Source organism: Exiguobacterium sp. s21 (genome assembly GCF_018617975.1).
GTDB classification, from domain to species: domain Bacteria; phylum Bacillota; class Bacilli; order Exiguobacteriales; family Exiguobacteriaceae; genus Exiguobacterium; species Exiguobacterium mexicanum_A.
Map to the genome: position 1 here is coordinate 25,051 of NZ_JACSLF010000009.1, position 13,925 is coordinate 38,975.

Annotated in this window: 7 protein-coding genes; 5 read left to right on the plus strand and 2 right to left on the minus strand. The window is 45.7% G+C overall.

The genetic code is table 11. The features are described 5' to 3' along the window. Window positions 1–167: 167 nt before the first annotated feature. Genes KNP06_RS10840 through KNP06_RS10860 form a run of 5 tightly spaced genes read left to right on the plus strand, consistent with a single transcriptional unit; the run spans window position 168 to window position 10,052 of the window. Window positions 168–1,643, plus strand: coding sequence for a TIGR02677 family protein (locus KNP06_RS10840; protein ID WP_214788898.1), 1,476 nt, complete (start codon window positions 168–170; stop codon window positions 1,641–1,643). Then, a complete protein-coding gene (locus KNP06_RS10845) occupies window positions 1,640–2,794 on the plus strand; it encodes a TIGR02678 family protein (protein WP_214788901.1) in 1,155 nt (384 codons plus the stop codon). The genes KNP06_RS10840 and KNP06_RS10845 overlap by 4 nt, the downstream gene beginning before the upstream one ends. Beyond that, a complete protein-coding gene (locus tag KNP06_RS10850; protein ID WP_214788904.1) occupies window positions 2,791–6,885 on the plus strand; it encodes a TIGR02680 family protein in 4,095 nt (1,364 codons plus the stop codon). The genes KNP06_RS10845 and KNP06_RS10850 overlap by 4 nt, the downstream gene beginning before the upstream one ends. Then, window positions 6,882–8,156 carry a TIGR02679 family protein gene (locus KNP06_RS10855; RefSeq protein ID WP_214788907.1) on the plus strand — a complete coding sequence of 425 codons (1,275 nt, stop codon included), beginning with the start codon at window positions 6,882–6,884 and terminating at the stop codon, window positions 8,154–8,156. The genes KNP06_RS10850 and KNP06_RS10855 overlap by 4 nt, the downstream gene beginning before the upstream one ends. Window positions 8,157–8,159: 3 nt before the next feature. Beyond that, complete coding sequence (locus KNP06_RS10860) at window positions 8,160–10,052, plus strand: DUF2075 domain-containing protein (RefSeq protein ID WP_214788910.1); 1,893 nt, start codon at window positions 8,160–8,162, stop codon at window positions 10,050–10,052. Between the two features lie 6 nt (window positions 10,053–10,058). Here KNP06_RS10860 and KNP06_RS10865 read toward each other — a convergent pair whose 3' ends face one another. After that, the gene (locus tag KNP06_RS10865) at window positions 10,059–13,205 is read right to left on the minus strand and encodes a DEAD/DEAH box helicase (protein ID WP_214788913.1); all 3,147 of its coding nucleotides are present in this window, start codon (window positions 13,203–13,205) and stop codon (window positions 10,059–10,061) included. 49 nt (window positions 13,206–13,254) lie between these two features. Beyond that, window positions 13,255–13,917, minus strand: coding sequence for a hypothetical protein (locus KNP06_RS10870; protein WP_214788916.1), 663 nt, complete (start codon window positions 13,915–13,917; stop codon window positions 13,255–13,257). Between the last annotated feature and the right edge of the window lie 8 nt (window positions 13,918–13,925).

The following is a 13,925-nucleotide window of genomic DNA, read 5'->3' on the forward strand; positions in this document are numbered from 1 at the left end:
CTAGCCTGAGAATTCAGTTCAATGCTGAATTATTAGGCTTTTTTATTTGTCATTCATAGACCTTGCACAAAATTGTTCATCACTTTCCAAAAACAGGAATGCTCTATTTCCGCTTTCCCTGATCTGTATTATGCTTAATCATGGAGAACATAGAGAGGAGTAACCGTATGCAACCAGGGCTACAAAAGAAAATAAAAGAAGCGACGTATTTGACGGCGGAGAAGGCATGGAGCTACCGTCCGATTTTACGTTACTTCTACATCCAACATGAACGGATGCGTGAATTTTTATATCCGGAAGAGATTTATGAGTATTTAAGTCAGTACATAGAATTCCAAGAATACACGATGGATGGGTTGCATCAAGATTTGGAGTCGCTCGTCAAATGGGGCAATTTGATTGCCAGTCAAGAGCACCGAAAGGCGAAGACGATTGAAGAATACAAAAAGAAAAGTTTCCGCTACCAATGCACGCCGTACACGGTCGAGTTCGAGCGGATGATGATCCAACTCGAGCAACTCGGTGACAGTTTCGGCGGCTCGCTCGAGAAGACACAGTTCGAGCGGCTCTATCACGTCCTCGACGCCATCGAAAAAGTAAACGGACAGTCCGATGCTGAATGCGCCCAGCTTTGGGAAGACGCGATGCTCTATTTCCGTCAAATTACGCAAAACACGTCGGACTATATCGCCTATATCCACAGTGAGAAAGTCGTCGACAAGATGAAAACGGAAGCGTTCCTCGTCTATAAGGACCGCTTCACGACGTATTTACGCGACTTCATCATCGCCTTGCAGCGAACGGCGATGCAAATTCAGGACTTGCTGACGTCGCTTACGACGCAGCGGCTCGATCCGTTCTTCCAACAAGTCGTTCGGCACCAACATCAGGCGTTCCGGTTTGAAGAAGATGACACGGACCCGATGGTTGACTTAGTCGAAAAATGGCGTAACTTGAGAGCGTGGTTCCTCGAGACGACACATGGCGAGAGTGAGTTTGAACGTTTGCAAGAACGGACGAATGAGGCCATCCGCCGCATCACTCGTATCGTGCAACGCATGAGCGAACGGCATCAACAATTTCGGAGCCGGCGCCGTGATTACGAGCATTTGGCAAAGTGGTTCGATGGGATCGAGACGATTGAAACGGCCCATGAGCTGTCCTCGGTCGTGTTCGGCGTGTTCCATACGCGTCATCTTTACGGGGACCACGTTCCGACCGACGATATGTACGTCGACGTGTGGGACGAGGCACCGATCGAGCACGAGACGAAACCACGAACGACGAAATTTAAAGAATCGACGAAAGCCGGGGCCATCATCGACCGATCTGACAAGATTGCGGAGATGCGCCGACTTCATTTGAAGCAACTCGAAGAAGAGAAAGAAGCGATCGAACGATACATCGAAGCAGGCGTCATCTCGATCAAGGCGCTCCCGGTCATCGAGCCGCACGTGCGAAAGCTGTTACTGTCGTGGCTCGGTAAAGCGATGGTACGGGATGACCGGGTCATCAAAACGGAGTACGGCCGCCGCGTGCGGGTGACGCTCGAGGAAGAGCGTGTCATCTTGCGGGCGACCGACGGGACACTTGAGATGCCGAACGTGGAATATTACTTCATCGATGAGGAAGTGACGTCATGAGTGAGGAAACAAAAATAGATGAACGGATGCAAGAGGCGCTTGGAATCCTCTTTGAACAGTTTTGGGTGTTGCGAGCGGAGCAACCGCCCGTCTACCAAAAAATCCGAGAACGTGAACATCAACTGAAACGTTACGTGACCGAGAAATTCGGCTTTGATTTGATCGTCCATCAACATTTCATCAAACTTGAGAAGCTCCCGGTCGACCCGAAGCCCTGGATGGGCATCCAAGCGTTCACCGAACCGATGGACTACGCAATTTTTTGTTGCGCGCTCGCATTTACAGAGAGCAAGTCGGTCGATGAGCAGTTCTTGCTGTCTCATATCACGGAAGACATCCAAGAGATGTACCCTGGCGACTTGCCGCTCGATTGGACGAACTATCGGCACCGTAAATCGCTCGTCCGCGCGCTCAAACAACTCGATGAGCTGAAATTGATTCGTGCGGTCGACGGGGACGTCGACTTGTTCGCGATGAGCGAGACGGAAGAAGTGTTGTACGAAGTGAGCGTCCATGCCCGCTATTTCATGCGGTCTTACCCAGAGGACTTATTCAATTACGAGACGATTCAAGACATCTTGACGAGCGAGTGGAGCCGTCAAAAAGAAGATGAGCGCCGGAAACGTGTGTATCGCAAGCTCATGTTCTCGCCAATCGTGTACCGGGAGTCCAAAGACGACCTGGACTTCGCCTATATCCGTAACTTCAGGAACCGGCTCGGAGATGAGTTCGAGAAGTTCACACCGTTCCGGTTAGAAGTGTTTAAAAATGCGGCCATGCTCGTCCTTCCTGACCAAAAACAGCGCTACACGTTGTTCCCGAATCAAAAAGGAATCACGGGCGTCGCCTTGCATGTGGCAAGTCATCTTCGGAAACTTGAACTGCCGGTCAACGAGATGGGTGAGATTCGGGTCACGTTGCCTGAATTCGAGCGAATCGTCGAGGCAGTCCAGCTTAAATGGGGACCGGGCTGGCCAAAACAATATCGTGAAGACACCCCGAAAAAAGTGGCGCTAGAACTCGTCTCGCTCCTGCGGGAATGGGAGTTCGGATACGTGGAGACCGATTCAGGGATCCTTGTCATCCAGTCGGGGTTCGGTCGCACCGTCGGGATTTATCCAGAAAAATTTGAAGAGGAGTTGGCGAAATGAGGGCGCAGAATCGCTGGCAAATGAACCGGGCAGGCTTGCTTAATTTTTGGTATTACACAGAAGAGACGTTCGATTTCTCGGATGGGAAGCTGTTGCTTCGAGGGAGTAACGGATCAGGGAAATCCGTGACGATGCAGAGCTTCCTGCCCGTGTTACTTGACGGGAAGAAGTCACCGGACCGGCTCGACCCGTTCGGTTCGAGGGCACGTAAGATGGAAGACTATTTACTCGGCGAGAAAGAAGTCGTCGACCGGGAAGAGCGGACGGGCTACTTGTTCATCGAATACAAGAAGGCCGAGACGAATCAATACGTGACGACCGGGATCGGACTTCAAGCGAAGCGTGGGAAGCCCCTCAAATTCTGGGGATTCGTCATCACGGACAACCGCCGCATTAACATCGACATCGAGTTGTATAAACTCGACCGCCAAGGGACACAGACGAGTAAAATCCCGTACTCACGGGTCGAGCTCGAACGGGTCATCGGGGATGGGGGAAAAGTCGTGACGACGCAAGGCGAGTATATGCAGCTCGTCAACAAACACGTCTTCGGCTTCGAGTCGATCGATGCCTATGAAGAGTTGATCAAGTTGCTCATCCAGTTGCGGAGCCCGAAACTGTCGAAAGACTTCAGGCCGACCGTCATCTACGAAATTCTCGAGGCGGCGTTGCCACCGTTGTCAGATGACGACTTACGCCATTTGTCCGACACGATCGAACAGATGGATCAGACGAAGCAACAACTCGAGCAGCTCGAGCGTGAACTCATCGCGCTTCAGAAATTGAGCCGCACTTACGATGCGTACAATGAGCGGCATGTGGCCGACCTCGCCGTCGAGTACCGGATGGCGACCGAACGAGAGACGACGGAAGCGCAAGAGCTTGAGGATTTACGTGAACTCCAGACGTCAAGGGCGCATGAGGTCGAGACGCTGAAACAATTGATTCAACAGCTCGACCAAGACAAAGCGACGGCCGAGCGTCAGCGTCAACGCTTGGCGTCCCATAAAGTTTGGAACTTAGAAGCCGAGTTGAAGAAAGAGGTAGAGACGTTACAGCACATCACGGCTGATTATCGACGGCAGGACGAGCGACGCGCGAAGACCGCTCAAAAAATCTATGACGCCAAACAGCGGCAAGCCGAAGAACAGGTTGTCCATCGCACGACACTCCAAACAATCGATGACTTGATTGATGATATGGCGTACGACGCAGAACAGGCGGCGTTCGACCGTCATGAGTTGAATGTCGCCGATTATCGTCGCTTAAACCTTGACTTCGATTTCCTGACGTGGAAACACGAAGTAGGGGAGCACGCGGAACGGCTCGGCAAAGTGGCGGAAGGGATGCGCGCGCTCGAAGAGACAAAACGGAAACTTCAAACGGAAAACAAGCAACTCGCCGACGAGCAACAAGCGCGTGATCAGAAAAAACACGAGCAGAGCGATTGGCAAAAGACGTTCGACCAAGACTTGGAGCGTCATCTCGCAGACGTATATCGGTGGACCGAGGAGCATCCTCAGTTTGGCGTCGAAGGAGAGACGGTCGGGCAAATCGAGCGCACGCTTCGAAACGACTATGACCCGTCAACGTATGAGGATGTGTTGCGTCTCGTTCGACCGAACGTGGTCGGTTACCAGAACCGGCTACGTGAAAAAGCGGCCTCGAAGAAAGCGGCCGAACGCGTGATCGATACGAACATTCAAAACATGGAGACCTCGCTTGCCGAGTGGAGAAGGAAGACCGATCCCGAACCGGACATCGACCCGATGACGAGAGCGTCCCGGGAACAGATGCGAGCCGACGGCGTCGTGTTCGCTCCGTTATATGCAGTCGTCGAGTTCTTGGACGGGGTGGAGGAAGACGTTCAAAAACGGATTGAAGCCGCGCTCATGGACAGCGGGATGTTAGACGCTCTCGTCACCGAGGCGGACGTCACATACGACCGGGTCTTGTTGCCGGCGCCACAGATGATGGCGCATACGTTGGCCGATTATTTGAAACCGAGCCCAGGGGATACGGGGATTGCTTCGGACCGAATCGACGACGTGCTCCGCAGTATCCTCATCGGTGATGGCGAGACGTCCATCGGAGAAGACGGGACGTATCGGCTCGGTCAATTGAGCGGACATGCGGTACCGGTCGAACACGTCCGTTTCCTTGGGCGAACTGCCCGTCAACGATATCGGGAAGCGAAGATTGAACAGTTACAGCACGAAATCGAACAACTTCAACTCGAGCGCGTGACGCTACGTGGTGAGCAGGCGGAGTTGGGTCAACACATCCAATCGGCTGACGCGGCGTGGGAGGCATTCCCGTCCGACCGGGATTTGCGGATGAGTCATCAAGAAATCCAAAAGATCAGATTTGAAATCGAGAGTTTGGAGCGACGTTGCCGTCAAATCGAAGACATGTTGAAACAGACGAGTGAGCGGTTCAACGTGTTGAAGCGTGAAGTATATACATTGGCTGAACCGTTCGAACTAGAAAAGACGCAAGCCGCGTTTGAACAAGCGAAGCGGGCGATGGGGAGCTATAAAGATTTACTACTCGACACACATCGGGAGCACGACAACGCGGTCGCCTCGAACAAACGGCTCGACACGATGGAGGCGGCCCTGGCGGAAGCGGAAGAAGACATTCTCGAACTCATGGGTGAATTGAATGAACTCGAGGACAAAATGGTCCGGGTTCAAAAAAATATTGCACAAATCGAGGACCAACTGGCGAGAGAGGGCGCTGACGACATCCGTCAACAAATCCAAAACGTCCAAGCTGAATTGGCAAGAATTGAACATGAACGGAGCCAATCGTTACAGCTCGTCGCGACGCGCCAAGCGCAACTTGATGCGGACGCGAACAAGTTGCACGAGAAGCAGCATAGCCACACGTTGTCAAAACAGATGCGGCAAGCATGGGAGACGGCCCTGAAAGCGGAGTGGAAACGAGGAATCGTCTCACTCGACGTGGACGGGAGTGATCCCGAAACGTTGTCCCGAACGGTTGAAGCGGTGTACGGGAAACGACTCACGAACAGCGCCTCAAAAGCCGACGAACATCTATCGAAAGCGTTCATCGACCAGCAAAATGATTTGATGGAATACCGAATGCGTAACTTCACCGAAGAACTACCGCTTGAAGCGTGGATGCAGGGCGTCGATGAGCGGTTCAGACGAGAAGTCGAGATGTGGCAACAGAAGACGACGCGTCGCATCATCTCGCTCGATTTGCGGGGCCAACAGGCGAGCCCGCAAGCGGTCAAACGAACGGTCGAGGAAGAGTTCGCACGCCAAGAGAGCATCTTGAACGAGAGTGACAAGGAACTATATGAAGAGATCCTCTTCAAATCGGTCGGGACGAAACTTCGCTCTCGAATCCGCCGGGCCGAAGAATGGACCGGGAAAATGAATGAGTTGATGGAGAGCCGGAATACGTCATCGGGACTTACGTTCTCAATCAAATGGCGGCCGCGTACGGCGGAGAGCGAGGAAGAGCTCGACACGAAAGACTTGGTCCACATCTTGAAACAAGATGCGAAGCTGTTGAAGGACGAGGATTTCGAACGGATTACGGCCCACTTCCGGTCGAAACTGAGTAAGGCGAAGCGGATGATTAAAGAAGACGGCAAAGGACAGACGCTCCTGCAAGTGCTCCGTGAAGTGCTCGATTACCGGAAGTGGTTCTCATTCGTCTTGTACTTCGATCGAACGAATGAACCGAAACGCGAGTTGACGAACAATAAATTCGATAAGTTCAGCGGCGGGGAGAAAGCGATGGCGATGTACATCCCTCTCTTCACAGCGTGTTACTCCCGATATAAAGAAGCGGCCGATACGGCGCCGTATATCATCTCGCTCGACGAGGCGTTCGCAGGAGTTGACGAGAACAATATCCGTGAGATGTTCGAGATTGTGGAGCAACTCGGCTTCGACTACATTATGAACTCGCAAATCCTGTGGGGCGATTACGACACGATTTCGTCGCTGTCGATCTGTGAGCTGTTGCGTCCGAAAAACGCCGACTACGTCACCGTCCTCCATTACGTGTGGGACGGCGAGAAACGGCATGCGAAAGAAGAGACGTTGTTATGAAGCCGTTAGTCGACGAAGCCGTACGCTACTTCAAAGCGTCGACCGGCTTCTCGCGTCTGTTTGAACAGTTCCGGAAGAAGTATGCCTCGCTCGGAAAAGTCGGTGGATCGGTTTCGATTCAATCATTTAGACATGATGAACTTGAAGCGATTGCCCGCTTTTTTGGAGACGAGGTCGCGACGCTCAGATTGAAGAAGACGGTGACGCTCCGAGCGTTCGAGAAGAAACTGCAGACGACCAAGTTTGAAGGCGTGACGTTGCTCGAGTTGCTTGAGGCGTATTTCGGAGAAGCGCTCGTGACGAAACAAGAAGCCCTTGCCCAAATGGAAGGACAGCGAGCGGAGCGGTTTCGTGAGCTCAAGCGGACGTATCCGAGCCTCACGTTTTGGTTCACTTATTTAGAGCGGCGTACGGCAGACACGCACTGGATCAATCGGATGGTTGAGACCGATGGATTTGACGTGTCTTGCGAGCAACTGGCGCAAGCGATGGAACGGTTGCCGCTCGATTATGAGCGGTTGCCGGTGTTTGGACAACGCATCCTCGGCAATCCGCATGCGTTCGACCGGACGAACGAGTTAGGGCGGCTCTTGATTCACGCACTGCACGTCAAACGGGGGCAAGGGGGTCCGCCGCCGAGCGATACGGAGCGGGTGAACGAACTGTTACTGGAATTTAAGTTGTTACGGGACGACATTACCAATTTTGTGACGTGTGCGAATATGATGGCGGAGCGTGAGGGAACGGAGCATCCAATGTGGCACGGAGCGGCATGGATGCATAGCGTCTTGAACGTTCCGATGCGTGAGCTGTTGAACGTGGACTGGGTGAGACCAAGCCGAGGACATACCGTCTGGATCGTCGAGAACTCCGGTGTGTTCTCAAGCTTACTCGATGACGTGCCGGATGCACCGCTCGTCTGTACACACGGTCAGTTCAAACTCGCGGCCTATCGCTTACTCGATATGCTTGTCGCATCGGGTTGTCAGTTGAAATATGCCGGAGACTTTGACCCGGAAGGATTGCAGATGGCGGCACGGTTGAAAGAACGTTACGGCGACAAGCTCGATTATTGGTGCATGGACTTGGAGAGTTATGTTGCGTCTGAGCCGAGTGTTGAGTTGGCTGAGGAACGATTGGTGAAGCTAGAACGGGTGACGGACGTGGAGTTGCAAGACGTGGTGGAAGAGATGAAGCGGCGAGGGAGAGCGGGGTATCAGGAAGCGTTGATGGAGAAAATGGTATCTACACTAAATATGAAGAAGGAGTAAACTATGATTATTTACAACGAACCTAAAAGTATTTTTGTTGAACATATTTTAGAAAAAGAAATTAGTTATATTCTTAGTAAGAACATTGAAGAAAAGATGAATCGACGCGTTAGTGCTTCCGAAATGACCTCATGGGAAAATTCACTTTCAGAAATGATGCGAGTCATTCGAGGAAAATCAATACCTGATGACGTAAATATTCTACTTGAGTTTAATTTGCCATCAACTCAAAAGCGAATTGACTTTATTATTGCGGGGAAAGACGAAGATGGTCAGAAGAATGCAGTTATTGTAGAACTAAAGCAATGGACGAAGGCGGAACTTGCTGACGGAGATGGTATTGTCCAAACTGCATTTCGCGGAAGAACCCAATCGACAGTCCACCCTTCTTATCAAGCTTTATCGTATCGACGGTACTTAGAAAATTATCTCGAATCGGTAGATCCGACCGAGTCTGATATAACGCTTGATTCATGTGCTTATTTACATAATTATATTCGCTCAAGAAAAAATGAAGCTGAACCTTTATTAAATGATAGATACAGTCACTACTATAAAGAAGCACCAATTTATTTCAAAATGGATGATTTGCGCTTAGCTGCTTACGTCACAAAACGAGTAGGGGCTGGTAAAGGCGCAGACATTGCTAAGGAAATTGAGACCGGAAAACTGAGACCTTCAAAAAAATTAGTAGAGACGTTAAATCTGATGTTTGAAGGGAATGAAGAGTTCATATTATTGGATGAACAAAAAGTGGCCTATGAACAGATTTTAACGATCTATACTGAGCACGTGTTACATACGGACGAGAAGCACGTTGTCTTAATTAAAGGGGGACCGGGAACGGGTAAATCTGTAATCGGTTTAAATGCTCTAAAGGCACTCGTGAATGAACAGGCATTAGTCGAGTACATTACGCCGAATGCAGCTTTCCGAGAAGTTTTACGGAAAAAATTAGTAAGACAAAAAAGTATGATTGAAATTCGAGATATGTTTAAAGGTTCGGGTTCTTACGTGGATACTCAAATAAATAAAATTGACGTATTAGTTTGTGATGAGGCACACCGTTTGAAAAATCATGGACATATGCAACGGAAAATTGCAGGAGAGAATCAAGCGACTCAAATTATTCGGAGTGCGAAAATGAGTGTCTTCTTCATTGACGATGAGCAAATGATTTCAAAGAAAGACGTTGGATCATATACGTTAATCAAAGAAGAAGCTAAGAGACAAGACGCTATTATTCATGAATTAACACTAGATTCTCAATTTCGATGTGGCGGGTCAGGTAACTACATCCAATGGTTAAGCGAACTTTTTAATAATGAAACAACGACTGAATTAGATGGATCATATGATATTCGAGTGTTGGATTCGCCACAACAATTGATGGATGAGGTTGTATCAAAACGTGATGGTCGTGTGACTGCAGGCTATGCATGGAGTTGGACGAAAGAACGAATAGATGGACAACTTGTTCCAGATGTTCAGATTCCTGAACATGATTTTGCAATGGCATGGAATGATGCAAAACGTCTGGACTGGGCCATTCATCCAGATGGAAGAGAACAAATTGGATGCATCCATACAGTACAAGGATTAGAAATGACATACGCAGGTGTGATTATCGGACCGGATTTAGGATATGATCCACAATCAAGACAATTGATTGTGCGACGGGAAGAATTCAAAGATAGCGGGGCAAGACCTGCAAAACCGAAGAAGAATGAAGTGGACGCTCTTGAAAAACTCGTGAAAAATACGTATCGAACATTAATGACTCGTGGGATGAAGGGCTGTTACGTGTATTGTTGCGATCCTGAATTGCAAAAGTATATGAAGCAGCGAATAGATTCTACTAGCCATGAATACAAAAGTGTAACTAGAGGAATCTGACTCTAGTTACACTTTCGTTTCGGTTATGAATTTACATTGATCAATTAAGTAAACGTAAACGGGTCGTGTTAATGCCTTCAACATTTCTTTGTTAATGTTGGTGTTTTTAGAAAGCAACAAAATGTATCGACCATCACCGTTTGGAGATTCTGAGTAGTAATCAACAACACCTAATGGATTAAATACATGCTTTAGCTGACGACCGTGGCTCAATTCATACTCACGAACAAGTTGTTCGAATTCCTCAGGATTAATTCGAGAACTACTTTCAAGTTCACTTAAAGGATTGAATTCAAATTGTCCGATGAGTTTAGGGTAATCAACTAAAATCATACGTTGTCGATCTAATTGTTCGAGCTTAGCATTCTTAATTTGATGAAGCGATTTAACCGATGCATTCAATTTATTTAATGTCTTAGAATTAGTGGTATTCATATTGGATTGAAGTTGGAAGATTTGATCGTACAGCTGATTAGTTTGTTCTTCTAAAGACTGGCTAATAAACTGTCTCAATTTGACCGTGTATAGATTCTTCTTTTCTTCTAAAGGTTTTACTTCATCCGTAATATATTTTGTCAAAAAGTTTATAACGTTCTCTCCATAATTAGCTTCATCAATTGTAGTCAAACTTAAAAGATTACTTGTATACAACCAATTATTACTCAATTGAATCAAAGTCCCGTCGCTCTTTTCTCCAATTGTTAAAACGGTATCATTCATTGTTTCTTCCTTACTATTTTTAAATCCAATCCGGAACATCCAGATATTTTTCAAATCAAGTAGATTGTTATCAAACGTATATTTTTGAGCAGGTAATCGAATTGCAGGTGTTTCTACGTAATCTAACATCCATCTATATAGAAAGTGAGTTTTTGTAATCCGAGACAGATCATCCAATTCTTCTTGATTGAAAACTGAGAAAGGTGTGTCTATTGACCAATCAATACTTTCTTTATAATTTTTCTTGAAAGACGGTGGTAAATAATTAACTAGAAAGTAGTTTTCGTTTTCATCAACCACAACGTTTTCTTGTTTCAGTGCTTGAATTATAAAATTTTGGTGGAGGTTAAGAGGTATTTGGTTTACTTCTGAGCAAACTAAATCCTTTTTTATCTTTTGTAAATCATAGTTTGAAGTCAAGTAGTTCCATTGATCGGCAGAGTACTTAAGTTTTAGCTGTTCGTCAGTTAGCTGCTTATCGAGCTCGTCTACAAAGTCGGATAGACTTTTTCGGGACACAACAGTATCTTCCATAATGCGACTTAATGAAAAATCATTTCCTAACACATCGCCTAAGAAATCATAGACACTGTTCTGTCCTAAACTCGATTTCATAGACTCTAGCTTCTCAAAAAGTTTTGTCAGAACATAACCTTCACGTGTGTTATTTGCGACCATATTCACAATTAATACATCGTTCTGTTGGCCAATGCGATGTATTCGGCCCATACGTTGTTCCAATTTGTTAGGATTCCAAGGAATGTCATAATTCACAAGTTGATTACAGAATTGAAGGTTAATTGACTCTCCGCCAGCGTCAGTTGCGATCATGATTTGAGCATCTTTTTTGAAGTACTCAATTTGTGTTAAACGCTCTTTCATCGATTGGCTACCTTGTAAGATTGCGATGTGATCAACATGGAATGATAGACGTTTTTTCAAAAAGGTTAAGGTGTCGACAGATTCAGTGAAAATCAATAACTTCTCCTTTTGATTTAATAAACCATCTACGCCTAGTAATAGATCTTCTAATTCAATATATTTTCGTTCGGTATGATATCGACGAAATTGTTTAATTTCTGAAATTAGCTCTTGAACGATATTGAGTTCTTCTTGGATGCGATTCCTGTCAACAGATTCAATAATGTCGTCAACTAATTCCTCGGCTGAATTAAGCGTAAATTCGTCCTCACTTTTTTGTTGATATGTTTTTACGACATTTGTCATTCGTTTTTTTCGATCGCGTTCATTTAATTCTAAATAGAACGTTAATTTTTGAAGTCGTCTGTCTAAAGACTGTTCAATCGCAAACATCGATGAACTTAATCGCCGTTGTAAAATCATGAGTGCGAAAGTTGTGGCATTTTGTTTGTTTGCCAAAGCTTTATCATAGTAATCAGTCACGTAAGATGTCACAGTATTGTACAATTTAAGCTCTTCCTGACTTAACTCGTATTGAATTGTTTTTGTTAGTCTTTTAGGAAATATACTTTTTCCGTTCAAATCAACCATGTCTTCTTTTAGTCGCCGAACAATGTACGGATTACTTGTTTGATTAAGTGCTTCTTCACTTAAAGCATCATGAAAAACGATTGGGTCAAGCAATTTTAAAAGTAGTCTATAATTTTGTGCATCACCTTTGTGGGGCGTGGCTGTTAGTAATAGAGCGTGAGGGGTACGTTGAAGTAATTTTTCACCTAACGCATATAATTTAGTTTTCACAGTTTTTTTGCTATTTGTTTGATAGGCAGCCATTTTATGTGCCTCATCAATGATGACTAAATCAAAATCTGCTTCTAGTATTAACTTTTGAATATCTTCACGAGCTGCCCAGTTTAAAGAAGTTAAACAATGAGAGTGCTTCATAAAAGAATTTACTTTTTCAGTCGTTAAAGTAGATCGAGAAATGATAGTGAATGCTTCATTAAACTTTTCGCTCATTTCTTGTTGCCACTGTGTAAGGACAAGAGGTGGTGCTAAGATCAATACACGCTTAAGATGATGACGAATCGTCAGCTCTTTTAAAAGCATCCCCGACATAATTGTCTTACCTGCTCCAGGGTCATCGGCAAGCAAGAAGCGGACCGGAGTTGCTTCTAAAAACTGTTTATAAACAGCTTCAATTTGGTGAGGAAATGGCAATATGTTCTTAAAGTGTGATAAGTAATTTTCTTTAGCAAGGTCTTCGCCTTTTAACAAATGATAGCTTAATAAGGGAAGAATATCAGACCATTTTTCAGGTATATGTCCAGATGGGGATTGGTCAATTCCAAGTAGCGAATCGTTGCTTACGAGTTGATGATAGTAACGATTAGTTTGGACACCGATTGCTTGTAAAGAATGATATTGTTCTCCGTATGGCTCACACTTCATTAACTTTATTGGTTCTTCAAATAGTGGGATTTTAATAATTGTTCCGATTTGTATCGTCATAATACCCTCCAACGAAAAAAGTCTTCTACAGTTAACTGTAAAAGACTTTTTATGCACGTTCAATGATGGTATCTCGAATAGTAGGAATAACTCGATAATTTTCTTCTTTCACATCTGAAATTGTAACATCATAGTGAAAAGGGAAGAAAATCGAATTGTATTCGAGCGTTTCTTTCGAAATGGAAGAATTGTTTGCAGATTGCATTAACACTTCGATCATTAGAGCAATATGAAATTTGAAATCAATCTCATGGATAACCTTAGAATAAACGCCAATCTTAGGACGATCAATTAAATTCCAATAATGTAAAGTAGATAAAACAGAAGCAACAGCTACTTCAACCCGACGTCTGTTTCCGTATATTGATTTTAAATAGTGCTGAACTTGACGAGTTGTCACATGTTCATGAAGGCGAAATTGTTTTCCAATGTATTCTACAGTATCTCTAAAAAACGGATAAGCGAGACATGACAAAGCATAATAGTAAAAAGCTTGATTGGAAATAGAGAAAGATTGAAAGCGAAAAAGAGATTCGTCATCTTGATTGGATAGTGTACGATTCAAGATACTTTTAATTTGATCTTTTGTTTCTTTCCCTTTTATGAACAGCGTTAAGTCTTCATCCAATGTATATGTTGGGTCTTGTCTCATATGAATAAAAAATTGAACATATTCAGGACGTATAGGTTTAATGAAGCCAATCGGATTCATAAAGAGCC